The organism is Pseudomonas sp. TE3899 (assembly GCF_056279105.1).
The window spans coordinates 3088623-3112693 of sequence record NZ_JBWBQR010000001.1 but is presented as its reverse complement, the minus strand read 5'-3'; the positions used below and the strand labels follow the sequence as shown (position 1 = coordinate 3112693).

Annotated in this window: 21 protein-coding genes; 18 read left to right on the top strand and 3 right to left on the bottom strand. The window is 58.4% G+C overall.

Annotated features, from left to right (window positions below):
- Positions 1 to 966 precede the first annotated feature (966 nt).
- Positions 967 to 2256 (bottom strand): citrate synthase, encoded by a 1290-nt coding sequence (gene gltA / locus ACZ89E_RS14200; protein WP_003222994.1) that lies wholly within the window; start codon positions 2254 to 2256, stop codon positions 967 to 969.
- A gap of 349 nt (positions 2257 to 2605) precedes the next feature.
- Here gltA and sdhC point away from each other — a divergent pair, with 349 nt between their 5' ends.
- From sdhC to ACZ89E_RS14130, 14 genes are all read left to right on the top strand, one after another.
- Entirely contained in the window at positions 2606 to 2992 is a 387-nt protein-coding gene (gene sdhC / locus ACZ89E_RS14195) for a succinate dehydrogenase, cytochrome b556 subunit (RefSeq protein ID WP_178076575.1), read from the top strand.
- Positions 2986 to 3354 (top strand): succinate dehydrogenase, hydrophobic membrane anchor protein, encoded by a 369-nt coding sequence (gene sdhD, locus ACZ89E_RS14190; protein ID WP_133836530.1) that lies wholly within the window; start codon positions 2986 to 2988, stop codon positions 3352 to 3354. Before sdhC ends, sdhD begins: the two co-directional genes overlap by 7 nt.
- Before the next feature lie 3 nt (positions 3355 to 3357).
- Positions 3358 to 5133 carry a succinate dehydrogenase flavoprotein subunit gene (sdhA, locus tag ACZ89E_RS14185; protein WP_123510548.1) on the top strand — a complete coding sequence of 592 codons (1776 nt, stop codon included), beginning with the start codon at positions 3358 to 3360 and terminating at the stop codon, positions 5131 to 5133.
- Between the two features lie 11 nt (positions 5134 to 5144).
- Positions 5145 to 5849: a succinate dehydrogenase iron-sulfur subunit gene (locus ACZ89E_RS14180; protein WP_149656973.1), complete on the top strand. Its 705-nt coding sequence runs from the start codon at positions 5145 to 5147 to the stop codon at positions 5847 to 5849.
- Between the two features lie 260 nt (positions 5850 to 6109).
- Positions 6110 to 8941, top strand: a complete 2832-nt coding sequence (locus ACZ89E_RS14175; protein ID WP_149656972.1) for a 2-oxoglutarate dehydrogenase E1 component — start codon at positions 6110 to 6112, stop codon at positions 8939 to 8941.
- Positions 8942 to 8983: 42 nt separating this feature from the next.
- The gene (gene odhB, locus ACZ89E_RS14170) at positions 8984 to 10207 is read left to right on the top strand and encodes a 2-oxoglutarate dehydrogenase complex dihydrolipoyllysine-residue succinyltransferase (RefSeq protein WP_149656971.1); all 1224 of its coding nucleotides are present in this window, start codon (positions 8984 to 8986) and stop codon (positions 10205 to 10207) included.
- Between the two features lie 170 nt (positions 10208 to 10377).
- Positions 10378 to 11814, top strand: coding sequence for a dihydrolipoyl dehydrogenase (lpdA, locus tag ACZ89E_RS14165; RefSeq protein ID WP_123409099.1), 1437 nt, complete (start codon positions 10378 to 10380; stop codon positions 11812 to 11814).
- 199 nt (positions 11815 to 12013) lie between these two features.
- On the top strand, positions 12014 to 13180 hold the full coding sequence (gene sucC / locus ACZ89E_RS14160) for an ADP-forming succinate--CoA ligase subunit beta (protein ID WP_476255900.1): 1167 nt from the start codon (positions 12014 to 12016) through the stop codon (positions 13178 to 13180).
- The gene (gene sucD / locus ACZ89E_RS14155; RefSeq protein WP_149656969.1) at positions 13180 to 14061 is read left to right on the top strand and encodes a succinate--CoA ligase subunit alpha; all 882 of its coding nucleotides are present in this window, start codon (positions 13180 to 13182) and stop codon (positions 14059 to 14061) included. Before sucC ends, sucD begins: the two co-directional genes overlap by 1 nt.
- 419 nt (positions 14062 to 14480) lie before the next feature.
- Entirely contained in the window at positions 14481 to 15794 is a 1314-nt protein-coding gene (brnQ, locus tag ACZ89E_RS14150; RefSeq protein WP_476255899.1) for a branched-chain amino acid transport system II carrier protein, read from the top strand.
- Between the two features lie 288 nt (positions 15795 to 16082).
- Entirely contained in the window at positions 16083 to 16820 is a 738-nt protein-coding gene (locus tag ACZ89E_RS14145) for a DUF599 domain-containing protein (protein ID WP_133836535.1), read from the top strand.
- Positions 16820 to 17221 carry an MAPEG family protein gene (locus ACZ89E_RS14140; RefSeq protein WP_149656967.1) on the top strand — a complete coding sequence of 134 codons (402 nt, stop codon included), beginning with the start codon at positions 16820 to 16822 and terminating at the stop codon, positions 17219 to 17221. Before ACZ89E_RS14145 ends, ACZ89E_RS14140 begins: the two co-directional genes overlap by 1 nt.
- Positions 17222 to 17298: 77 nt before the next feature.
- On the top strand, positions 17299 to 18165 hold the full coding sequence (locus ACZ89E_RS14135; protein WP_476255898.1) for a hypothetical protein: 867 nt from the start codon (positions 17299 to 17301) through the stop codon (positions 18163 to 18165).
- Positions 18166 to 18170: 5 nt separating this feature from the next.
- Positions 18171 to 18830: a hypothetical protein gene (locus ACZ89E_RS14130; RefSeq protein ID WP_476255897.1), complete on the top strand. Its 660-nt coding sequence runs from the start codon at positions 18171 to 18173 to the stop codon at positions 18828 to 18830.
- 77 nt (positions 18831 to 18907) lie between these two features.
- Here ACZ89E_RS14130 and ACZ89E_RS14125 read toward each other — a convergent pair whose 3' ends face one another.
- Complete coding sequence (locus ACZ89E_RS14125) at positions 18908 to 19165, bottom strand: hypothetical protein (RefSeq protein ID WP_149656965.1); 258 nt, start codon at positions 19163 to 19165, stop codon at positions 18908 to 18910.
- A gap of 158 nt (positions 19166 to 19323) precedes the next feature.
- Between ACZ89E_RS14125 and ACZ89E_RS14120 the strand changes: the two genes are divergently transcribed.
- The 4 genes from ACZ89E_RS14120 (at position 19324) to ACZ89E_RS14105 (ending at position 23025) form a co-directional block, all read left to right on the top strand.
- Complete coding sequence (locus ACZ89E_RS14120; RefSeq protein WP_463259791.1) at positions 19324 to 19800, top strand: PaaI family thioesterase; 477 nt, start codon at positions 19324 to 19326, stop codon at positions 19798 to 19800.
- Positions 19797 to 20249, top strand: coding sequence for a PaaI family thioesterase (locus ACZ89E_RS14115; RefSeq protein ID WP_149656963.1), 453 nt, complete (start codon positions 19797 to 19799; stop codon positions 20247 to 20249). The genes ACZ89E_RS14120 and ACZ89E_RS14115 overlap by 4 nt, the downstream gene beginning before the upstream one ends.
- Before the next feature lie 81 nt (positions 20250 to 20330).
- Complete coding sequence (htpG, locus tag ACZ89E_RS14110) at positions 20331 to 22235, top strand: molecular chaperone HtpG (protein WP_149656962.1); 1905 nt, start codon at positions 20331 to 20333, stop codon at positions 22233 to 22235.
- 61 nt (positions 22236 to 22296) lie between these two features.
- Positions 22297 to 23025 carry a dienelactone hydrolase family protein gene (locus ACZ89E_RS14105; protein WP_476255896.1) on the top strand — a complete coding sequence of 243 codons (729 nt, stop codon included), beginning with the start codon at positions 22297 to 22299 and terminating at the stop codon, positions 23023 to 23025.
- 132 nt (positions 23026 to 23157) lie between these two features.
- On the opposite strand, the gene ACZ89E_RS14100 is transcribed toward ACZ89E_RS14105, so the two are convergent.
- Positions 23158 to 24021, bottom strand: coding sequence for a pirin family protein (locus ACZ89E_RS14100; RefSeq protein ID WP_476255895.1), 864 nt, complete (start codon positions 24019 to 24021; stop codon positions 23158 to 23160).
- Positions 24022 to 24071: the final 50 nt, after the last annotated feature.

The window sequence follows — 24071 nt, the reverse complement described above, 5'->3', positions numbered from 1 at the left end:
GGGCATTTTTTTGGTTTTGGTTTTGTGCTTTTGTAGGAGCGAGGCTTGCCCGCGAAGGCGGCCTCATTGCCGACCGGGATTTTTGATGGAGTACATATCCATTCCTGCGGTAACGGCTACTTATGGTTTCGCCCTTACGGCGAGTCACTTTGGAAGAGCCTGCGCGGCCCGGCGCAAAGTAACCAAAACGCTTTCGCTCCTGACGTACGGTGCCTCGCCTGGGCTCGGCATGCCCTTACTCCGGTCCTGCTCCGTGGGCCCGCCGCCATCGGCCATCCATGGCCGGGGCGGCTACCGCGGCATCCCTGCCGCGGTGCCCGCTGCGCAGAACCTGCGTTCGGCCTTCCGACGGGGCAGATCAAGATCAAAAGCCAAAACAAGATCAAAAGCTTCGCGGGCAAGCCTCGCTCCTACAGGGATTTGTTTCTGTGATCGTTCCCATGCTCCGCGTGGGAATGCCGCCGGGGACGCTCTGCGTTCCGCTGTCGACGCGAGTCTTGAGTCCTGCGCAATGGTGACGCGGAGCGTCACGGGATGCATTCCCACGCGGAGCGTGGGAACGATCAGTAGCTGGCGTACGCGCACAACCCCCGAGCCAGGCCGGCCGGCAGGCCGCCTCGCGGTGCGATGCAGGCCCCCTCGGGAGGCCGAGTGGAGGTTCTGCGTAGTGGGCAACCCGGCATGGATGCCGGGTTAGCCGCCCCCGGACATGGATGGCCGATGGCGGCGGGCCCACGGAGCAGGGCCGGAGCGAGGGCATGCCGAGCCTGGGCGAGGCACCGAACGAAAGGGGCAAAAGCGCTTTGGTTACTTTCGCGCTTCTCGAAAGTGACTCGCTGTAAGAGCGAAACCAATAGTCGCCGTTACCGAAGGAATGGATATGCACACAACCCAAACAAACAAAAACGGCCTCAAAAATAGAGGCCGTTCCCGGTGCAACTTAAAGACGTTATCGCAAGACAACTCTTATTTGCGGTCTTCCAGCTTGGTGATATCACGCGACTCGTAGCCGGTATACAACTGGCGCGGACGGCCAATCTTGTACGGGCTGGAGAGCATTTCTTTCCAGTGGGAGATCCAGCCCACGGTCCGCGCCAAAGCGAAGATCACGGTAAACATGCTGGTCGGAATGCCAATCGCCTTGAGGATAATCCCCGAGTAGAAGTCGACGTTCGGGTACAGCGAGCGCTCGATGAAGTACGGATCGGTCAGGGCGATCTCTTCCAGGCGCATGGCCAGTTCGAGTTGCGGATCGTTGTTGATCCCCAGTTCCTTCAGTACTTCGTCGCAGGTCTGCTTCATGACGGTAGCGCGTGGGTCGCGGTTTTTGTAAACCCGGTGACCGAAGCCCATCAATTTGAACGGATCGTTCTTGTCCTTGGCCTTGGCGATGAACTTGTCGATGTTCGACACATCGCCAATTTCGTCCAGCATGGTCAGGACAGCTTCGTTCGCGCCGCCGTGGGCAGGGCCCCACAGTGCAGCGATACCGGCTGCAATACAGGCGAACGGGTTGGCACCCGAAGAACCGGCCAGGCGTACGGTCGAAGTCGATGCGTTCTGCTCGTGGTCGGCATGGAGGATGAAGATCCGGTCCATGGCCTTGGCGAGTACCGGGCTGATCGGTTTGATCTCGCACGGGGTGTTGAACATCATGTGCAGGAAGTTTTCCGCGTACGTCAGGTCGTTGCGCGGGTACATCATGGGTTGGCCCATGGAGTACTTGTAAACCATCGCTGCCAGGGTCGGCATCTTGGCAACCAGGCGGATCGCGGAAATTTCGCGATGCTGCGGGTTATTGATGTCCAGGGAGTCGTGGTAGAAGGCCGAGAGGGCGCCGACTACACCGCACATGACGGCCATTGGGTGGGCGTCGCGACGGAAGCCGTTGAAGAAGGTCTTCAACTGCTCGTGGACCATGGTGTGGTTCTTCACGGTGCTGACGAACTGGGCCTTCTGTTCTGCGGTCGGCAGTTCGCCGTTGAGCAGCAGGTAGCAGGTTTCCAGGTAGTCCGACTTTTCAGCCAGCTGTTCGATCGGGTAGCCGCGGTGCAGCAGGATGCCGTTGTCGCCGTCGATATAGGTGATCTTCGACTCGCAGGAGGCGGTCGACATGAAGCCAGGGTCAAAGGTGAAACGGCCCGTGGCCGTCAGGCCCCGAACATCAATTACATCGGGACCAACGGTGCCGGTTAAAATGGGCAGCTCGACGGGGGCTGCGCCCTCGATGATCAACTGCGCTTTTTTGTCAGCCATGTGGCCTCCTATTTATGCTTGAAATCATCAGACAGACCCCCCACGCAGGGCCCGCACCACTATAGTGAGATAAATTCGAATGTCAATTTGCCTAAAGTCTTGCTCCAGAAGGCTTTAACCGGACTTTTTCCTCGAAATTACCTGCCGTTTACGCCTTTTATCCGACTTGTGCAATGAGCTATTAGGGGAAGGTGATTGCGTTGTCATTAGTAGCCTAACTGTCTATACTCGGCCACCGACCGCCAGGGGCTTTTGGGCCCGCTTCGCTGGGGGTCGCATCCCTGGGTGGTGGTTACCTGACCAGTGCACTCCCCAACAACTTTGCCCTGATTGTTAGGGGCTCTTCAGTGTGAAAAAAGCCGTGAAAAGCCAACGACCTGTAAACCTAGACCTAAGGACCATCAAACTCCCCATCACCGGCGTTACGTCGTTTCTTCACCGTGTTTCCGGCATCATCCTCTTCCTGGGCATTGGCTTCATGCTGTACGCATTGAGCAAATCCTTGGGTTCCGAGGAAGGTTTTGCCGACGTGAAGGCAACCTTGACCAGCCCGCTGGCCAAGTTCGTAGCATGGGGCCTCCTGTCCGCTCTGCTGTATCACCTGGTAGCCGGTGTGCGCCACTTGATCATGGACATGGGCATCGGTGAGACGCTGGAAGGCGGCAAGCTGGGCTCGAAAATCATTATCGCCGTGTCTGCGGTGTTGATCGTTCTGGCGGGAGTTTGGATATGGTAACCAGCGTTACGAACCTGTCGCGTTCAGGCCTCTATGACTGGATGGCACAGCGTGTGTCTGCGGTTGTTCTCGCGGCTTATTTCATCTTCCTGATCGGATACCTCGCAACCCACCCTGGCATTGGCTACGTCCAATGGCATGAGCTGTTTGCAAGCAACGGAATGCGTATCTTCAGTCTGCTGGCCCTGGTGGCCCTGGGCGCACACGCCTGGGTTGGCATGTGGACCATCGCGACCGACTACCTGACGCCGATGGCGCTGGGCAAGTCCGCGACTGCAGTACGTTTCCTCTTCCAGGCAGTATGCGGCGTTGCGATGTTCGCCTACTTCGTCTGGGGTGTGCAGATTCTTTGGGGTATCTGATTCATGTCTACTACAGTTAATACGCTTTCGTTCGACGCCATTATTATTGGCGGCGGCGGTGCCGGCATGCGCGCTGCGCTGCAACTGGCACAAGGTGGTCACAAGACTGCCGTGGTAACCAAGGTTTTCCCGACTCGCTCGCACACCGTATCCGCCCAGGGTGGCATCACCTGCGCCATCGCCTCGGCCGATCCGAACGATGACTGGCGCTGGCACATGTACGATACCGTCAAGGGTTCCGACTATATCGGTGACCAGGACGCTATCGAATACATGTGTTCCGTAGGCCCGGAAGCGGTTTTCGAGCTCGAGCACATGGGCTTGCCGTTCTCCCGTACCGAACAAGGCCGCATCTACCAGCGTCCGTTCGGCGGTCAGTCGAAAGACTTCGGTAAAGGTGGCCAGGCTGCCCGTACCTGCGCTGCTGCCGACCGTACCGGTCACGCACTGCTGCACACCCTGTACCAGGCCAACCTAAAGGCCGGCACCGTATTCCTCAACGAATACTATGGCGTCGACCTGGTGAAGAACGAAGATGGTGCCTTTGTCGGCATGATCGTCATCTGCATCGAAACTGGCGAAACCTCCTACGTCCGCGCGAACGCCACCGTATTGGCGACCGGCGGTGCAGGCCGTATCTACTCGTCCACCACCAATGCCCTGATCAACACCGGTGACGGCGTTGGCATGGCTCTGCGTGCTGGCGTGCCGGTACAAGACATCGAAATGTGGCAGTTCCACCCGACCGGCATCGCCGGCGCCGGTGTACTGGTTACAGAAGGCTGCCGTGGTGAAGGCGGTTACCTGATCAACAAGCACGGCGAGCGTTTCATGGAGCGTTATGCTCCGAACGCCAAAGACTTGGCTGGTCGTGACGTAGTGGCTCGCTCGATGGTTAAAGAAATCATCGCCGGCAACGGTTGCGGTCCGGATGGCGACCACGTAATGCTGAAACTCGATCACCTCGGTGAAGAAGTTCTGCACAGCCGTCTGCCAGGCATCATGGAACTGTCCAAGACCTTCGCCCACGTCGATCCAGCCGTGTCGCCGATCCCGGTCGTTCCGACCTGCCACTATATGATGGGCGGCGTGCCGACCAACATTCATGGCCAGGCGATCACTCAGGACGCTGAAGGCGTAGACCAGATCATCCCGGGCCTGTTCGCTGTAGGCGAAGTGGCTTGCGTATCGGTTCACGGTGCCAACCGTCTGGGCGGCAACTCGCTGCTCGACCTGGTGGTATTCGGTCGCGCTGCCGGCCTGTTCCTGGAACAGACCCTGAAAGAAGGCGTCGACTACGCTCGCCCACGCCAGTCCGACATCGACGCTGCCCTGGCGCGTCTCGATGGCCTGAACTCGCGTACCGAAGGCGAAGACGTCGCTACCCTGCGTAAAGAGCTGCAAAGCTGCATGCAGAACTACTTCGGTGTATTCCGTACCGGCGAATACATGCAGAAGGGTATTGCCCAGCTCGCTGACCTGCGTGGCCGTATCGCCAACGTCAAGATCAACGACAAGAGCCAGGCGTTCAACACCGCCCGTATCGAAGCGCTGGAACTGCAAAACCTGCTGGAAGTGGCCGAAGCCACCGCCATCGCTGCAGAAATCCGCAAAGAGTCCCGCGGCGCTCACGCCCGTGAAGACTACGAAGACCGCGACGACGAAAACTGGCTGTGCCACACCCTGTACTTCCCGGGTGACAAGCGCGTAACCAAGCGTGCCGTGAACTTCTCGCCGAAGACTGTTCCGACTTTTGAACCTAAGATTCGGACTTATTAAGGGTGGCTGCCATGTTGAAAGTCAGTGTTTATCGCTACAACCCTGATCAGGACGCCGCGCCGTTCATGCAGGAATTCCAGGTCGATACCGGTGGTAAAGACCTGATGGTGCTGGACGTGCTGGCCCTGATCAAAGAGCAGGACGAGGGTTTCTCCTATCGTCGCTCTTGCCGTGAAGGTGTTTGCGGTTCCGACGGCATGAACATCAACGGCAAAAACGGCCTGGCATGCGTCACGCCGCTGTCCGCTGTCGTAAAAGGTAACAAGCTGATCGTTCGTCCGCTGCCAGGTTTGCCGGTTATCCGTGACTTGGTCGTCGATATGAGCATCTTCTACAAGCAATACGAGAAGGTGAAGCCATTCCTGCAGAACGACACGCCGGCTCCGGCCATCGAACGTCTGCAGACCCCGGAAGAGCGTGAAAAGCTCGATGGTCTGTACGAGTGCATCCTGTGCGCTTGCTGCTCGACCTCTTGCCCGTCCTTCTGGTGGAACCCGGACAAGTTCCTGGGTCCAGCTGCCCTGCTGCAAGCGTACCGCTTCCTGGCAGACAGCCGCGACACCCAGACTGCCGAGCGTCTGTCTTCGCTGGATGACCCGTTCAGCGTATTCCGCTGCCGCGGGATCATGAACTGCGTCAACGTCTGTCCGAAAGGCCTGAACCCGACTAAGGCCATCGGTCACATACGTAACATGCTGCTGCAAAGCGGCGTGTGATACAGGCTGTAACTGCAGGACCGTTGTACCCGTAGATGCTACGGCGCAGGCTTCAACCGGCGCCGTAGTTTTAACCTGGGCAGCAGCCCATAAAGCTGCGGCTCTTATTTTGAAGAAATGAGACAAGCAGGGGCATCCGGGCTGGTACCCGGACTATCAGCGTGATCCTAAGTGGCTTGTTTTGGTCGCTGCATTCGGACTTCTGCAAGTTTGCTCGGTGTCGACGCCGGTGGTGTTCCCCTAACCGAGGGTGACCAAGCATGCAAGAAAGCGTGATGCAGCGCATGTGGAACAGCGCCTACCTATCCGGTAGTAACGCTGCCTATGTGGAAGAGCTCTATGAGCTCTACCTGCACGACCCTAACGCTGTGCCAGAAGAGTGGCGCACCTACTTTCAGAAGTTGCCTGCTGACGGCAACACTGCCACCGATGTTTCGCACTCCACAATTCGCGATCATTTCGTCTTGCTGGCAAAGAACCAGCGCCGCGCCCAACCGGTTTCCGCCGGGAGCGTGAGCAGTGAGCACGAGAAGAAGCAAGTTGAAGTGCTGCGATTGATCCAGGCCTACCGTATGCGTGGCCACCAGGCAGCCCAGCTTGACCCGCTGGGGCTGTGGCAGCGTCCTGCACCTGCAGACCTGTCAATCAATCATTACGGCTTGACCAATGCCGATCTTGATACGACCTTCCGTGCCGGCGACCTGTTCATCGGCAAAGAGGAGGCGAGCCTACGCGAAATTCACGAAGCGTTGCAGCAGACATATTGCCGCACCATCGGCGCTGAATTCACGCACATCACCGATTCCGAGCAGCGTCACTGGTTCCAGCAGCGTCTGGAAAGCGTGCGCGGTCGTCCGACGTACTCCGCCGACATCAAGAGCCACCTGCTCGAACGCGTCACTGCCGGCGAAGGTCTGGAAAAATACCTGGGCACCAAATACCCGGGTACCAAGCGTTTCGGCCTGGAAGGCGGCGAGAGCCTGATTCCGATGCTCGACGAGCTGATCCAGCGTTCCGGTTCCTACGGCACCAAGGAAATCGTGATCGGCATGGCCCACCGTGGCCGTCTCAACGTACTGGTCAACACCTTCGGCAAGAACCCGCGCGAGCTGTTCGACGAGTTCGAAGGCAAGAAGAAGGTCGAGCTGGGTTCCGGTGACGTTAAATATCACCAGGGCTTCTCGTCCAACGTCATGACCACCGGCGGTGAAGTTCACCTGGCCATGGCCTTCAACCCATCCCACCTGGAAATCGTTTCTCCAGTGGTCGAGGGTTCGGTCCGTGCCCGTCAGGATCGTCGTAACGACCCTACCGGTGAAAAAGTCCTGCCGATCTCCATCCACGGTGACGCTGCATTCGCAGGTCAGGGCGTGGTGATGGAAACCTTCCAGATGTCGCAGACCCGCGGTTTCAAAACCGGCGGCACCGTGCACATCGTGATCAACAACCAGGTTGGTTTCACCATCAGCAACCCGCTGGACTCGCGTTCCACCGAGTACGCCACCGACGTTGCGAAAATGATCCAGGCGCCGATCCTCCATGTGAATGGTGATGATCCGGAAGCCGTATTGTTCGTGACCCAGCTGGCCATCGACTACCGCATGCAGTTCAAGCGTGACGTGGTAATCGACCTGGTCTGCTACCGTCGTCGCGGCCACAACGAAGCTGACGAGCCGAGCGGCACCCAGCCTCTGATGTACCAGCAGATCACCAAGCAGCGCACCACCCGTGAGCTGTACGCCGAACGCCTGACCCAGGCCGGTGTGGTTGATGATGCGCGCGTACAGGCCAAGATCGACGAATACCGCAACGCGCTGGACAACGGCCTGCATGTTGTGAAAAGCCTGGTCAAAGAGCCGAACAAAGAGTTGTTCGTGGACTGGCGTCCGTACCTGGGCCACGCCTGGACTGCACGTCACGACACGCGTTTCGACCTGAAAACCTTGCAGGAACTGTCCGCCAAGCTGCTGGAAATCCCGGAAGGCTTCGTGGTTCAGCGCCAGGTCTCGAAAATCTACGAAGACCGTCAGAAGATGCAAGTCGGCGGCCTGCCGATCAACTGGGGTTACGCCGAAACCATGGCGTACGCGACCCTGGCGTTCGAAGGTCACCCGATCCGCATGACCGGCCAGGACATCGGCCGCGGTACGTTCTCGCACCGCCACGCTGTGTTGCACAACCAGAAAGACGCCGGCAGCTACATCCCGCTGCAGAACCTGTACAAAGGCCAGCCACGTTTCGACCTGTACGATTCGTTCCTGTCCGAAGAAGCCGTACTGGCGTTCGAATACGGTTACTCGACCACCACGCCTGAGGCGCTGGTGATCTGGGAAGCCCAGTTCGGCGATTTCGCCAACGGTGCCCAGGTGGTTATCGACCAGTTCATCACCAGTGGCGAACACAAGTGGGGCCGTCTCTGCGGTCTGACCATGCTGTTGCCGCACGGTTATGAAGGTCAGGGTCCGGAGCACTCTTCGGCACGTCTGGAGCGTTACCTGCAACTGTGCGCCGAGCACAACATCCAGGTAGCAGTACCGACCACGCCGGCCCAGATCTACCACTTGCTGCGTCGTCAGGTGATCCGCCCGCTGCGCAAGCCATTGATCGTGCTGACTCCGAAGTCGCTGTTGCGTCACAAGCTCGCCATATCGACCCTGGAAGATCTGGCCGAAGGTTCGTTCCAGACCGTTATCCCGGAAATCGATGCCCTGGACCCGAAAAAGGTCGAGCGCATTGTTCTGTGTAGCGGCAAGGTCTACTACGACCTGCTGGAAAAACGCCGTGCCGAAGGTCGTGATGACATCGCCATCGTGCGTATCGAGCAGCTGTACCCATTCCCTGAGGACGACTTGAACGAAGTCCTGGCTCCGTACACCAACCTCAAACATATCGTTTGGTGTCAGGAAGAGCCGATGAACCAGGGTGCCTGGTACTGCAGCCAACACCACATGCGCCGCATCGTGGGCAATCACAACAAGGCACTCGTTCTCGAGTACGCCGGTCGTGATGCTTCTGCTGCACCGGCTTGTGGTTATGCATCGATGCACGCTGAGCAGCAGGAAAAACTGTTGCAAGACGCCTTTACTGTTTAACGCCTTCGCGCACCTGAAACCGAATTTAAGGACCCACAGATAATGGCTATCGAAATCAAAGCCCCCACTTTCCCGGAATCGGTTGCCGATGGCACCGTTGCCACCTGGCACAAAAAACCAGGCGACGCCGTCAAGCGTGATGACCTGATCGTCGATATCGAAACCGACAAAGTGGTACTGGAAGTGTTGGCCACCGCTGACGGCGTGCTGGGCGCTATCGTCAAGAACGAAGGCGACACCGTTCTGTCCGACGAAGTCCTGGGCTCGATCGAAGAGGGCGGCGCTGCTGCCGCCGCTCCGGCTGCTGCCGCTGCTCCTGCCGCCGCACAAGCTGCTGCCCCGGCCGCTGAAGGCGAAGACGATCCTGTTGCTGCACCGGCTGCTCGCAAGCTGGCTGAAGAAAACGGCATCAACATCGCTTCCGTTGCCGGTACTGGCAAAGGCGGTCGTGTGACCAAGGAAGACGTCGTCGCTGCTGTTGCTGCCAAGAAAGCCGCTCCGGCCGCCGCACCTGCCAAGGCTGCAGCCCCGGCTGGCGCCGCGCCTGTGTTCGCCGCTGGCGACCGCATCGAGAAGCGCGTACCGATGACCCGCGTGCGGGCCACCGTTGCCAAGCGTCTGGTAGAAGCTCAGTCGAACATGGCGATGCTGACCACTTTCAACGAAGTCGACATGACCGAAGTCATGGCCCTGCGTTCGAAGTACAAGGATCTGTTCGAGAAGTCCCACAACGGCGTACGCCTGGGCTTCATGTCGTTCTTCGTTAAAGCAGCCACCGAAGCGCTGAAACGCTTCCCGGCTGTCAACGCGTCGATCGACGGTGCTGACATCGTTTACCACGGTTACGCCGACGTTGGTGTTGCCGTTTCCAGCGACCGTGGCCTGGTTGTACCGGTCCTGCGTAACGCCGAACTGATGAGCCTGGCTGAAATCGAAGGCGGCATCGCCGCTTTCGGCAAGAAGGCTCGCGACGGCAAGCTGTCGATGGACGAAATGACCGGTGGTACGTTCACCATCACCAACGGTGGTACCTTCGGTTCGATGATGTCGACCCCGATCGTCAACCCGCCGCAAGCGGCCATCCTGGGCATGCACAACATTCTGCAGCGCCCTATGGCGATCAACGGTCAGGTCGTTATCCGTCCGATGATGTACCTGGCTCTGTCCTACGATCACCGTCTGATCGATGGCAAAGAAGCTGTGACCTTCCTGGTTACCATCAAGAACCTGCTGGAAGACCCGGCTCGTCTCCTTCTGGATATCTGATAGAGAAGCAGCGGCAAGCTTCAAGCTACAAGCTGAAAGAAAAAACAGCTTGGCTTGAGGTTTGTCGTATCGCATACGGCTATGAGCTGCAAGCTAAAGGCTGCAAGGTACATGCAGCTTGGCTTGCCGCTTGAAGCTTGAAGCTTGAAGCTAAAAGAGGATTCTTTTACATGTCGCAGAAATTTGACGTAGTAGTGATCGGTGCGGGCCCTGGCGGCTACGTGGCTGCCATCAAAGCAGCGCAACTGGGTCTCAGCACTGCCTGCATCGAGAAATACACCGACAAGGAAGGCAAACTGGCTCTGGGCGGTACTTGCCTGAACGTCGGCTGCATTCCTTCCAAGGCGCTGCTGGACAGCTCCTGGAAATACAAGGAAGCCAAAGAAGGCTTCGCGATCCACGGTATCAATCACGCTGGCGTGACCATGGACGTGGCGGCAATGGTTGGCCGTAAAGCCAACATCGTCAAAGGCCTGACCTCTGGCGTTGCCACCCTGTTCAAGGCCAACGGCGTTACTTCTCTGCAAGGCCACGGCAAACTGCTGGCCGGCAAGAAAGTCGAGCTGACCAAGCCAGACGGCACCGTTGAAATCATCGAAGCCGAGAACGTGATCCTGGCTTCCGGTTCGCGTCCGATCGACATTCCACCGGCTCCGGTTGACCAGAACGTGATCGTCGATTCGACCGGCGCTCTGGAATTCGCCGCCGTACCTAAGCGTCTGGGCGTGATCGGCGCTGGCGTGATCGGTCTGGAACTGGGTTCGGTATGGTCCCGTCTGGGCGCTGAAGTGACTGTTCTGGAAGCCCTGGAGAAGTTCCTGCCAGCGGCTGACGAAGCGGTTTCCAAGGAAGCCTACAAAACCCTGACCAAACAAGGTCTGGACATCAAACTGGGCGCTCGCGTTACCGGTTCCAAAGTGAATGGCGACGAAGTCGTTGTGAACTACACCGATGCCAACGGCGAACAGAACATCACGTTCGACAAGCTGATCGTTGCCGTTGGTCGCCGTCCGGTGACCACTGAGCTGCTGGCAGCTGACAGCGGTGTGAACATCGACGAACGTGGCTTCGTTTTCGTTGACGACCAGTGCGCTACCAGCGTTCCGGGCGTTTTCGCAATCGGTGACGTGGTTCGCGGCATGATGCTGGCGCACAAGGCGTCCGAAGAAGGCATCATGGTTGTAGAGCGCATCAAGGGCCACAAAGCCCAGATCAACTATGACCTGATCCCGTCTGTTATTTATACCCACCCGGAAATCGCGTGGGTCGGTAAAACCGAGCAAACCTTGAAAGCTGAAGGCGTTGAAGTTAACGTCGGCACTTTCCCGTTCGCAGCCAGTGGCCGTGCCATGGCAGCCAACGACACCGGCGGTTTCGTGAAAGTCATTGCTGATGCCAAGACTGACCGCGTACTGGGCGTCCACGTGATTGGCCCGAGCGCTGCGGAACTGGTTCAGCAGGGCGCGATCGGTATGGAATTCGGCACCAGTGCCGAAGACCTGGGCATGATGGTTTTCTCCCATCCGACCCTGTCCGAAGCCTTGCACGAAGCTGCTCTGGCAGTGAATGGCGGCGCCATTCACATCGCCAACCGCAAGAAGCGTTAAGACAAGACAATAAGAAACCACGGCGGAAGGCCCGTCGTGAGCCTTGCGTGCAAGACTCACCGCGGAATGTCCGCCGGACGCAGCCTTGCGTAGTCTCACCGGTTATCCGGAACACCTACGCAAGCAGCAGTCACAGGTGGTGCGGCACTTCAACAGTGCAGCACCGAATGCGCAGTACCTAACGAAGACGGTAATAAGCATGAATCTTCACGAGTATCAGGGTAAGCAGCTGTTCGCTGAGTACGGCCTGCCAGTATCCCAGGGTTTCGCCGTAGACACCCCGGAAGCAGCAGCAGAAGCGTGCGACAAAATCGGCGGGACCGAATGGGTTGTCAAAGCCCAGGTTCACGCAGGTGGTCGCGGTAAAGCGGGCGGCGTTAAGCTGGTTCGCAGCAGAGAAGACGCCAAAGCATTCGCTCAACAGTGGTTGGGCAAGCGTCTGGTGACTTACCAGACTGATGCCAATGGTCAGCCAGTCACCAAGATCCTGGTTGAATCGTGCACTGATATCGCTAAAGAGCTGTACCTGGGCGCTGTCGTTGACCGTTCGAGCCGTCGTATCGTGTTCATGGCTTCCACCGAAGGTGGCGTGGACATCGAGAAAATCGCTCACGACACGCCAGAAAAAATCCTGAAAGCCACGATCGATCCACTGGTTGGCGCTCAGCCATTCCAGGGTCGCGAGCTGGCATTCCAGCTGGGTCTGGAAGGTAAGCAAGTTACTCAGTTCGCCAAGATCTTCGTAGGTCTGGCCAAGCTGTTCAAGGATCACGACCTGGCTCTGCTGGAAGTGAACCCGCTGGTGATCAAGGCTGACGGCGATCTGCATTGCCTCGATGCCAAGATCAACATCGACGCCAACGCCATGTACCGTCAGCCTAAGCTGAAGACTTTCCACGATCCGTCGCAAGACGATCCGCGCGAAGCGCACGCTGCCAAGTTCGAACTGAACTACGTAGCACTGGAAGGCAACATCGGTTGCATGGTCAACGGTGCTGGCCTGGCCATGGGTACCATGGACATCGTCAATCTGCATGGCGGCAAACCAGCCAACTTCCTCGACGTGGGCGGCGGTGCTACCAAAGAACGCGTTACCGAAGCGTTCAAGATCATCCTGTCCGACACTAACGTCGCTGCAGTATTGGTCAACATCTTCGGCGGCATCGTTCGTTGCGACATGATTGCCGAAGGCATCATCGGTGCAGTGAAAGAAGTCGGCGTGAAAATCCCGGTTGTTGTTCGCCTTGAAGGCAACAACGCTGAGCTGGGCGCTAAAGTACTGGCAGAAAGCGGTTTGAACATCATCGCGGCTACCAGCCTGACCGACGCTGCTCAACAAGTTGTCAAAGCTGCGGAGGGCAAATAATGAGCGTCCTGATCAATAAAGACACCAAAGTTATCTGCCAGGGTATTACCGGTTCGCAAGGTAGTTTCCACACCGAGCAAGCCATCGAATACGGCACCAAGATGGTTGGCGGCGTAACGCCTGGCAAAGGCGGCACCGAGCACCTGGGTCTGCCAGTGTTCAACACCGTGAAAGAAGCTGTAGCTGCTACTGGCGCCACCGCCAGCGTGATCTACGTTCCAGCTGCTTTCTGCAAGGACTCCATCCTGGAAGCAGCCTTTGGCGGCATCAAGCTGATCGTTTGCATCACTGAAGGCATTCCTACCCTGGATATGCTGGATGCCAAGGTCAAGTGCGACGAACTGGGCGTAGTCCTGATCGGTCCTAACTGCCCAGGCGTGATCACTCCAGGCGAATGCAAGATCGGCATCATGCCAGGTCACATTCACTTGCCAGGCAAGGTCGGTATCGTTTCCCGTTCCGGCACCCTGACCTACGAAGCTGTGAAGCAGACAACTGACGCCGGTTTCGGTCAGTCGACTTGCGTCGGCATCGGTGGTGACCCGATCCCGGGTTCGAACTTCATCGACATCCTGAAGCTGTTCCAGGAAGACCCGAAGACCGAAGCGATCGTAATGATCGGTGAGATCGGCGGTTCGGCTGAAGAAGAAGCAGCTGCCTACATCAAGGCACACGTGACCAAGCCGGTTGTTTCCTACATCGCTGGTGTGACTGCCCCTGCAGGCAAGCGCATGGGCCATGCTGGCGCAATCATCTCTGGCGGCAAGGGCACTGCAGACGAGAAGTTTGCTGCCCTGGAAGACGCAGGCGTTAAAACCGTGCGTTCGCTGGCAGACATCGGCAAGGCTTTGTCCGAGCTGACCGGTTGGGCGATCAAATAAGCCTCGCGCTTAGCTGACGCTTCACCAGACAAAGGCCACCTTCGGGTGGCCTTTGTTGTTTTCGGGTGATCGTTCCCACGCACCGCATAGGAAAGCCGCCGGGGACGCTCCGCGTTCCGCCTTCGAATGCGACGCAGAGCGTCGCGGGATGCATTCCCACGCAGAGCGTGGGAACGATCTGACCTGAGGTGGAAAATTAGATATGTAAACGCGACACGGAAATGTCGCGTATCGGATAGTTCGCCCTCTAACAGTGCGTTTGTCAGGCAAATTCGTTAGGCTGGCAGCCATTTTTGCGCCCGCCGCCCACAAGGCCGCTATGCGCTAAACGGGTTGGCCCTATACGGATCGACAGCATTTCCCTCACCCACAGGGAAATCCCTCTCTAAATTCCGATTCAGTAGTGTGGTATTTCCTTAATGAAAGTGTTGAAAGGCCAGGACATCCTGGCACTTGGTTTTATGACGTTTGCCCTGTTCGTCGGGGCTGGCAACATTATCTTCCCGCCTATTGTCGGCTTGCAGTCCGGGCCTAATGTCTGGATGGCGGCGCTGGGCTTTCTGATCACGGCGGTCGGCCTGCCGGTGATCACCGTGGTCGCCCTGGCCAAAGTCGGCGGTGCCATGGATGCCTTGAGCAGCCCGATCGGTAAAGTCGCCGGTGGCATTCTGGCTGCTGCGTGCTACCTGGCGGTCGGTCCGTTGTTCGCCACGCCACGCACCGCCACTGTGTCCTTCGAAGTGGGCCTGGCGCCGCTGACCGGCGAGAGCCCGCTGGCACTGTTCCTCTACAGTTCGGTGTACTTCCTGCTGGTGTTCTTCATCTCGCTCTATCCGGGTCGTCTGCTGGACACCGTAGGACGCTTCCTCGCACCGCTGAAGATCATCGCCCTGGCGGTGCTCGGCATCGCCGCGTTCGCCTTGCCGGCCGGTGACATTGGCGTGGCTACGCCTGAATACGTCGCGGCACCGTTCTCCCAAGGCTTCATCAATGGTTACCTGACCATGGATACCCTGGGTGCGCTGGTGTTCGGCATCGTCATCGTTAACGCCATTCGTTCCCGAGGCGTCGAGTCGCCAGCCTTGATCACTCGTTACGCGATCATTGCCGGGCTGATTGCTGGCGTGGGTCTGGCGCTGGTGTATGTCAGCCTGTTCCGCCTCGGTTCGGGCAGCCATGAAGTGGCCGCCGGTGCCGCGAATGGTGCGGCGGTGCTGCATGCCTACGTGCAGCAAACCTTCGGTTCCCTGGGCAGCGGTTTCCTTGCAGTGCTGATCTCGCTGGCCTGCCTGGTGACCGCGGTTGGCCTGACCTGCGCCTGCGCCGAATACTTCAGCCGGGTGCTGCCACTGTCCTACAAGACGTTGGTCATTATCCTGGCGGTGTTCTCGCTGTTTGTGTCCAACCTGGGCCTGACCAAGCTGATCGCGTTCTCGATCCCGGTGCTGACCGCAATCTACCCGCCATGCATCGCCCTGGTCGCCCTGAGCTTCTGCAAGGACTTCTGGCGTGACCAGCGCCGCATCGTCGGCCCGGTGATGCTGGTGTCGTTCATCTTCGGCCTGATCGACGCGCTCAAGGGCGCGGGCCTGGCGGACTGGATGCCGACGCAACTGTCGCACCTGCCGTTGAGCGAGCAAGGTCTGGCGTGGCTGGTGCCGTCGGTCATGACCCTGGTCGTGGCCGCCGTGTGCGACCGCATGCTTGGCAAGCGCGCCGAAGCGTTGGCGTAAACTGATCGTCCGTCACAAGCGGGCAATGGGTTGAAACACAAATGCCCCGTATCCATCGATACGGGGCATTTTTATTGGGCGCGATGCAGTGTCTTTTCCCGGGAAGCAACGTCGAACCACTACTAAAAACCGATGTGGGTCCACGCTTGTGTGGCGAGGGGGCTTGCCCCCGTTGGGTCGCGAAGCGGCCCCAAAGAATGGGCCTGCTGCGCAGTCCAACGGGGGCAAGCCCCCTCGCCACACAAGCCTCGCTCCTACACGCTCTGCCAACGTCTCACAGGGAATTGCATGTCGTTTATCCACGCCAACCTGATCCACCTGCTCGCCGCGCTCTGGTTTGTCATCTGCTGGGGCGGTTACACCCGTTATGCGACGTGGAAGGGCCGCGATACCGCGTGCCTGGCCAGCGTGTTGCATCTGTATCGCGAAGACTGGATGCGTCGCATGCTGCTGCGCGACAACCGCATCGCCGATGCCAGCGTGATCGGCAACCTGGAACGTAACGCCTCGTTCTTCGCCTCCAGCACGCTGATTATCCTGGCGGGCATTCTCACCGTGCTCGGCGCCTCCGAACGGGCGGTGTCGTTGCTGGCGGATATCCCGATGGTGCAGCAGGCGTCCCAGGGCATGTCGGAGATCAAGTTGCTGTGCCTGGCGCTGGTGTTCGTCTACGCGTTCTTCACCTTCAGTTGGTGCATGCGCCAGTACAACTTCGCGGCGATCCTGGTGGGCTCGGCACCGATGATCGGCGAGCGGCATGTCTCCGAACAGGAGCGCAAAGCCTTCGCGGCACGGGCGGCGCGGGTGATTTCGATGGCGGCCAACCAGTTCAACTTCGGCCTGCGTTCGTACTATTTCGGCATGACCATGCTGGCGTGGTTCGTCAGTCCGTGGCTGTTCATGTTGATGAGCGCCGGCGTGGTGCTGGTGTTGTATCGCCGGGAGTTTCATTCCGACGTTCTCGATGTGATGGTCTATACCCCTACAGAGGCGCCATTGCCCGAAGCCAACAAAGAGGCCGCTTGATGAGTATTCCGTTCTGGTGTGTGTTTATCAGCGCATTGCTGATCTACGTGGCCCGCATGCCGGTGGCCAAGGCGATGAAAGAGCAGGGCGGTTACAACAATCATCTGCCGCGTCAGCAACAGGCGCAATTGACCGGTTTCGGTGCGCGCGCGGTGGCGGCTCATCAGAACTGTTTTGAGGCGTTCATCTTGTTTGCGGTGGGCGTGTTGATGGCGCACACCACGCAAACGCAGGGGTGGCTGATAGATTCGCTGGCGATCATTTTTGTGATCACGCGCATCATTTATTTGCTGTGTTATTGGGGCGATCTTGCCTGGCAGCGCAGCCTGGTGTGGTTGATCGGCCTGGTGTGTTCGTTGTTGCTGATGATCAGCCCGACGTTCAGGACCGTATTGCTCTAGCACGACAGGCCGGGGCATTGCGCAGCCGCATGATGGCGTTGTAACGTCCGGCTTCGGTTTCCCATGGAAGGCAGTTCTTGAACGGATTTCAAACGTGTCAGCCACCACGCCGCCGACGCGGCTGGTGGGTATGGGCCCTGATGGCCGGCAGTGCGCTGGCGCATGCCTCCCCGTCCGCCGAGCCTCCCAAGCCCGAGGCCAGACGATTCGGCGATTTCCTGGTTGTCCCGCCAGCACCCACAAAAACGCTTGCTGGCTACGGACCGCAGTTGTCTATCAGTTTTCGTTCCCGCAAGTACCGGCCCTTCGGTTCCTGGGAAGTCGGTGGTGTGCGGCCGATCAAGGCGCTGAGCGAGGGGCAGCCCATGCTGTTGGCGGTCACCTCGGGCTATAGCGGCGTCGGTACGCTGCTCATCAGCGTACAAAATGGCGTGCCCTTGTCGCGGGTGTTAAGCCCAATCAACGATCTGAAACATCCCGACTGGGGCGTGCCGCAACCAGGGCGTGAGGAGGTTTTGCTGTTCAGGCAATCCGGCCGTGCGCTGGATACCCACACCGGCGAAGTGCTGTGGTTTGACACCCGGTTCAAGGCCAAGGTCTACAGCTCCGGGGGGACACTGATGTCGGTGTCCCCGGACAATCGGCTGGCGGCGTTCCTGAACTTCAAACAAATATTGGTCGGCGGACGTGAGGACGGCCTGAGTGCGGCCTATCAGTTGCCAGCCGATGCCAACGTCGGTGAACTGGCCGATATTTCAAAGGCCGCTTATGCCCAGGCCGTCCAGGCACACAAGGATGGCAAGCCAAGCATTGATGACAAGCGTCTGGCCGAGGACATGACGATTGCCTGGTTCGCAACGCGCTTCCACTGGCAGGCCAAAAACGGCTCGTGGGAACTGGTCGGCCGTGGCCTGGGCCCCGCATTACCCCTTTCCGAGCGCTAAGCCTGATGAACAATTCACTAACGGGTCGTGGCGTCTTGCTGCTGATCGGTATCGCCGTGTCGCTGGGTGGTTGCGTCACTCAGGATGGCTCCACCGACAGGGAGTTCCTGTCCGAAAACCTGGACGCCGATAAAGCGTTGCTGACATTTGATGTCGCCTTCGCATTGGCGCCGGATTACAAGCCGTCCCAAAGTCAGTTTCATCGCGACGACCGTATCACTTACAGCGGCTTCCCCTATATCGAGGTGCCTTATTTCCAGAAAGGCCTGGACGTTGATACCGGCCTGACCGGGCTGCCCTACGTCCTGCCGATTCCCTATCCGGTGCCCAAGATCGAGACTGGGCGTAGCACCTACAAGGTGTTTGGTCAGCGGCTGGACGAACTGCACTATCGTTTCGTGGTACCGAGCAAATCGATGTGGAACAGCGGCCACACCTTCTCATTGTTATTTCAGCGTCGGAAACGGTGGGACAGCATTACCTTTCGTTTCAATACGCAGGCCTCCTGCGCATCGACTTTGAAGGTGATAACGCCGGACTACGGTTATCCGTTATCCGTCAGTGCCAAGTTTAAAAACCAGGCGAGCTGTTTGACCGTGTGTGATGGTCGACCGGGCTATTCGGGTGAATGTGCCTTTCAACCACCACCAACTAGCGGCGGTTGAAATTGCTGTAAGGGTAAATGCCAGGCAAAAGAAAACCCGCACTTGGCGGGTTTTCTTTAATCACGCTAAAAACTGTTTTAGTTTTTAGGTGCTTCGGTTGGAGCGGCCGGAGCGGACTCCTGTGCTGCAGCTTTGTTCGATTCAGCCTGAGCTTTGGCGGCTTCGGCGTTTTCTTTCGCAGCGTCGTTCACTTTATCCTGTGCTTTGTTCATGTCTTGCTGAGCTTGCTCAGCATGTTGGTTAGCATCTTGAGCTTTGTCCTCGGATTTTTTATCGCACGCAGCGAGACCGAGGGAAGCGGTCAACATCAAGGCAATAGCTAAAGTCTTACGCATGGGGTGTTTCTCCTTATGGAAAATATCTACTGGCCTTTCGAGCACAGCCGTCAGCGATAAGTTCCTCATTTCATACAGATATATAAGTTTTAAACCTGATTGAACTTTTACCTGATAACCCAATGCGTTGATCCGATACTAAGAAGAGTTCCTATCCCATGGCCGAAAACCCCGTTTTTGAGCGCGCAACACGATTTCTCTCGGCACTGCGACATTGTCAGGTGCTCGGTTTACGAGTTCACAGCGCGAGTACGGACGGACTAACGGTCGTCCTGCCCTACAGCCCGCAAATCGTTGGCAATCCACAAACCGGGGTCATTCACGGGGGCGCTTTGACGTCGCTGATGGACACCGCTTTAGGCATGTCGACTCTGTGCGTACTGCCGGAATTCGAAGTCTGCCCGACCCTCGACCTGCGCATCGACTACATGCACGCCGCCGAACCCCATAGGGATGTCTACGGTTTCGCCCAATGTTACCGGGTGACCACCGATGTGATCTTCGCCCGGGGCTTTGCCTACCAGGACGATCCCGAGCAGCCCATCGCCCACGTGGTCGGCACCTTCATGCGCATGGGCAAAGGCATCAAGGGCACTAAAGGCTTTGGTGGCGCCATCGCCGGAGGTGCGAAATGACGGACTCGTTCAAGGAACAACTGCAACAGGCCCATGCGCAAGGGGACTACGCCTCGCTGCTGCACCTGATTCCCTACGCCAAGTTGATCGGCATCGAATGTTCACGGGTGGGGGATGAGCTGCTGTTTCGCCTGCCGGCGAACAAGGACAACATTGGTAACCCTTTATTGCCGGCGATCCATGGCGGCGTCATTGCCGGGTTCATGGAGCTGTCGGCCGCGTTGCACCTGTTGATTTTCACTGGCTCGCCCGGTGTGCCGAAGATCATCGACTTCTCCCTCGACTACCTGCGCGCGGGGCAATTTCGCGATACCTGGGCGCGCTGCCAGGTGTGTCGCCAGGGGCGGCGGGTGGCCAACGTGGCGGTGACGGCCTGGCAAAGCACCGAAGCCGAGCCGATTGCCACGGCCCGTGGACATTTCAAAATCGAAGAGCCCTTGAAATCCTGAACTCAGCCCCAAACTCTGATGACAACCCGCCGCCGACCCTTCAGGTCGCGGCCACTGCCATCTGATTGGAGTTTGATGACCATGAGTGTGGAAACTCAAAAGGAAACCCTGGGCTTCCAGACCGAGGTGAAGCAACTGCTGCACCTCATGATCCATTCGCTGTATTCCAACAAGGAAATTTTCCTTCGCGAGTTGATCTCGAACGCCTCTGACGCTGTCGACAAATTACGTTTCGAAGCCCTGTCCAAGCCTGAGTTGCTGGAAGGTGGCGCCGAACTGAAAATCCGTGTGAGCTTCGACAAGGACGCGAAAACCGTCACCCTCGAAGACAACGGTATCGGCATGAGCCGCGAAGACGCGATCACCCACCTGGGGACGATCGCCAAGTCCGGCACCGCTGATTTCATGAAACACCTGTCCGGCGATCAGAAGAAAGATTCGCACCTGATCGGTCAGTTCGGTGTGGGTTTCTACTCCGCTTTCATCGTTGCCGATAAGGTTGACGTGTTCAGCCGTCGCGCCGGTGCTGCCGCTTCCGAAGGCGTGCATTGGTCGTCCAAGGGCGAGGGCGACTTTGAAGTTGCCACCGTCGAGAAAGCCGAACGCGGCACCCGTATCGTCCTGCACCTGAAATCCGGTGAAGACGAATTCGCTGATGGCTGGCGCCTGCGCAACATCATCAAGAAGTACTCCGATCACATCGCTTTGCCGATCGAGTTGCCGAAAGAAGTGGCAGCCGTTGAAGGCGAAGAGGCACCGGCCGTTGAGTGGGAAACCGTCAACCGCGCCAGCGCCCTGTGGACCCGTCCTCGCACCGAGATCAAGGACGAGGAATACCAGGAGTTCTACAAGCACATCGCCCATGACTTCGAGAACCCGCTGAGCTGGAGCCACAACAAGGTCGAAGGCAAGCTGGAATACAGCTCGCTGCTCTACGTGCCGACCCGTGCTCCGTTCGACCTGTACCAGCGTGAAGCGCCGAAAGGCCTGAAGCTGTACGTGCAACGCGTGTTTGTGATGGATCAGGCCGAGTCGTTCCTGCCGTTGTACCTGCGCTTCATCAAAGGCGTGGTCGACTCCAACGACCTGTCGCTGAACGTGTCGCGGGAAATCCTGCAGAAAGACCCGATCATCGATTCCATGAAGTCGGCGCTGACCAAGCGCGTTCTGGACATGCTGGAAAAACTGGCGAAGAACGAGCCTGAGCAATACAAAGGCTTCTGGAAAAACTTCGGCCAGGTCATGAAAGAAGGCCCGGCTGAAGATTTCGCCAACAAAGAGAAAATCGCTGGCCTGCTGCGTTTCGCCTCTACTCAGGGCGAAGAAGGCGAGCAAGTGGTCGGTCTGGCTGACTACCTGGCCCGCGCCAAGGAAGGTCAGGACAAGATTTACTACCTGACCGGCGAAACCTACGCGCAAGTCAAAAACAGCCCGCACCTGGAAGTCTTCCGCAAGAAAGGCATCGAAGTGCTGCTGCTGACCGACCGTATCGACGAGTGGCTGATGAGCTACCTCAGCGACTTCGACGGCAAGAGCTTTGTCGACGTGGCACGCGGTGACCTGGACCTGGGCAACCTGGACTCGGAAGAGGACAAGAAAGCCGCGGAAGAAGTCGCCAAGTCCAAAGAAGGCCTGGTTGAGCGTCTGAAAACCGCACTGGGCGATTCCGTCGCTGAAGTCCGGGTTTCCCATCGCCTGACCGACTCCCCGGCGATCCTCGCTATCGGCGAGCAGGACCTTGGCATGCAAATGCGTCAGATCCTCGAAGCCAGCGGGCAGAAGGTTCCGGATTCGAAGCCGATCTTCGAATTCAACCCGGCTCACCCGCTGATCGAGAAACTCGACGCCGAGCAGAGCGACGAGCGCTTCGGCGACCTGTCGCACATCCTGTTCGATCAGGCGGCCCTGGCGGCCGGCGACAGCTTGAAAGATCCGGCAGCCTACGTGCGCCGTCTCAACAAGCTGTTGGTTGAACTGTCGGTTTAACTGCGTTGTACAAAAACCCGCTTCGGCGGGTTTTTTTATTCTTGAGACTCAGGAGTCTGAAATGAGCCAAGTCACTGTGCGTTCCGTGGTCTATCAGCTTGATGGCCAGTCTTACGAAAGCCGCCTGGCCTTTGATGCCGACCACAAAGGGCCACGCCCGGGTCTGTTGATGGCGCCGAACTGGATGGGCATCAGCGCCGGTGCCGAAGAGATTGCCAAGTCAGTGGCGGCCAAAGGTTATGTGGTGCTGATCGCCGACCTGTACGGCCAGTCGGTGCGTCCGCAGAACGGCGACGAGGCGGGCGCGGCGATGATGCCGCTGAAGAGTGACCGTGGCCTGTTGCGCCAGCGTATGCAGGCGGCGTTCGAGCAGTTGCAGGCTCAGGGCGATGCGGCGGTCGATACCTCGAAACTGGCCACCTTCGGTTTCTGCTTTGGTGGTTGCTGCGCGCTGGAACTGGCCCGCAGCGGTGCGCCGGTGAAAGCGGCGGTGTCGTTCCATGGCTCGCTGGATACGCCGAACGTCAACGATGCGAAAAACATCAACGGCTCGGTACTGGTGTTGCACGGGGCGTCCGATCCGCTGGTGCCGAAAGAGCAACTGCCGGCGTTCGAAGCTGAAATGAACGCGGCGGGCGTGGATTGGCAACTGCTGAGCTATGGCGGCGCGGTGCACTCGTTTACCGATCCACATGCGAATGTGCCGGGCAAAATGATGTATGACGCGAAGACCGCAGGGCGGGCGTTTGTGTCGATGCATAACTTGCTGGATGAAGTGTTCAGCGGCTGATGATCGTTCCCGCACGGAGCGTTTGATCGTTCCCACGCGCAGCAAAGGAATGCCTCCAGGGACGCTCCGCGTTCCAATGGGACGCAGAGCGTCCCGGGCTGCATTCCTTTGCTGCGCGTGGGAACGATCATGTCAGCGCGGCAGTTCGATCCTTTCACTTTCCCCCGGCACCGTCGGCCAATCCCCGGCCGCCCAGCGTCGGCGCGCTTCATCAATCGCCGCCGGATCGCTCGCCACAAAATTCCAGTTGATCCGCCGCGGCCCATCCAGCGGTGCACCGCCGAACAGCACGGCGTGACAGTCGCTCTCGGCAAACAACGTCATCTCTTCCCCGACCGGCAACACCACCAGCGAATGCGGCTCTATCAACTCGCCATCCAGTTGTACCTCGCCGTCCAGCACATACAGTGCCCGTTCTTCGTGTTCGGTGGGAATCAGCAATGTCGTCGCCGTTTGCAGGTTCAGTTCGGCATACAAGGTAGGAGAAAGCACCGGCACCGGCGATTCCAGGCAAAAGCCTGACCCGGCAATCATCCGGATCTTCACCCCGAGGTTGTCGCTGACCGGCAGCGTGGCCGCCGGGTGATGGCTGTAATGCCCCGGACCCTGCTCATGCTCTTTGGGCGATGCCAGCCAGATCTGCAAACCGTGCATCGTGAAGCCGCTGTCTTTCAGCGCTTCAGGCGTGCGTTCAATGTGTGCTATCGCGCTGCCGGCAGTCATCCAGCTGACATCTCCACTGCCTACAACCTGATCGGAACCGAGGCTGTCCTTGTGCTGGATCTGCCCCTGGAACAAATAGGTGAGGGTCGACAGACCGATGTGCGGATGTTGTCGGATGTTCATGCCTTTACCCGGCGGATAACGGGTTTCGAGCATGTGGTCGAAAAACACGAAAGGCCCGACGCTGCGGCATTTGGCTGACGGCAATGGGCGAAGAATCGGCTGACCTTCGACATCTTCGGCGCGGGGGCGGATCACGAGGGGCGTGTTCATGCGGCTTTCCAGGCTGGGCGGGTGATGCACAGAGCATAACCCGCCGCTGA

What these genes read in the sequence shown, in the direction of transcription:
- ACZ89E_RS14145 (WP_133836535.1), top strand. Translation starts at nt 16,083, where the DNA reads ATGTCGTTTATCCACGCCAACCTGATCCACCTGCTCGCCGCGCTCTGG.
- ACZ89E_RS14125 (WP_149656965.1), bottom strand. Translation starts at nt 19,165, where the DNA reads ATGCGTAAGACTTTAGCTATTGCCTTGATGTTGACCGCTTCCCTCGGT.
- ACZ89E_RS14100 (WP_476255895.1), bottom strand. Translation starts at nt 24,021, where the DNA reads ATGAACACGCCCCTCGTGATCCGCCCCCGCGCCGAAGATGTCGAAGGT.
- sucC (WP_476255900.1), top strand. Translation starts at nt 12,014, where the DNA reads ATGAATCTTCACGAGTATCAGGGTAAGCAGCTGTTCGCTGAGTACGGC.
- sucD (WP_149656969.1), top strand. Translation starts at nt 13,180, where the DNA reads ATGAGCGTCCTGATCAATAAAGACACCAAAGTTATCTGCCAGGGTATT.
- ACZ89E_RS14175 (WP_149656972.1), top strand. Translation starts at nt 6,110, where the DNA reads ATGCAAGAAAGCGTGATGCAGCGCATGTGGAACAGCGCCTACCTATCC.
- sdhD (WP_133836530.1), top strand. Translation starts at nt 2,986, where the DNA reads ATGGTAACCAGCGTTACGAACCTGTCGCGTTCAGGCCTCTATGACTGG.
- ACZ89E_RS14105 (WP_476255896.1), top strand. Translation starts at nt 22,297, where the DNA reads ATGAGCCAAGTCACTGTGCGTTCCGTGGTCTATCAGCTTGATGGCCAG.
- ACZ89E_RS14130 (WP_476255897.1), top strand. Translation starts at nt 18,171, where the DNA reads ATGAACAATTCACTAACGGGTCGTGGCGTCTTGCTGCTGATCGGTATC.
- ACZ89E_RS14120 (WP_463259791.1), top strand. Translation starts at nt 19,324, where the DNA reads ATGGCCGAAAACCCCGTTTTTGAGCGCGCAACACGATTTCTCTCGGCA.
- ACZ89E_RS14140 (WP_149656967.1), top strand. Translation starts at nt 16,820, where the DNA reads ATGAGTATTCCGTTCTGGTGTGTGTTTATCAGCGCATTGCTGATCTAC.
- ACZ89E_RS14180 (WP_149656973.1), top strand. Translation starts at nt 5,145, where the DNA reads ATGTTGAAAGTCAGTGTTTATCGCTACAACCCTGATCAGGACGCCGCG.
- odhB (WP_149656971.1), top strand. Translation starts at nt 8,984, where the DNA reads ATGGCTATCGAAATCAAAGCCCCCACTTTCCCGGAATCGGTTGCCGAT.
- ACZ89E_RS14115 (WP_149656963.1), top strand. Translation starts at nt 19,797, where the DNA reads ATGACGGACTCGTTCAAGGAACAACTGCAACAGGCCCATGCGCAAGGG.
- gltA (WP_003222994.1), bottom strand. Translation starts at nt 2,256, where the DNA reads ATGGCTGACAAAAAAGCGCAGTTGATCATCGAGGGCGCAGCCCCCGTC.
- htpG (WP_149656962.1), top strand. Translation starts at nt 20,331, where the DNA reads ATGAGTGTGGAAACTCAAAAGGAAACCCTGGGCTTCCAGACCGAGGTG.
- brnQ (WP_476255899.1), top strand. Translation starts at nt 14,481, where the DNA reads ATGAAAGTGTTGAAAGGCCAGGACATCCTGGCACTTGGTTTTATGACG.
- lpdA (WP_123409099.1), top strand. Translation starts at nt 10,378, where the DNA reads ATGTCGCAGAAATTTGACGTAGTAGTGATCGGTGCGGGCCCTGGCGGC.
- sdhA (WP_123510548.1), top strand. Translation starts at nt 3,358, where the DNA reads ATGTCTACTACAGTTAATACGCTTTCGTTCGACGCCATTATTATTGGC.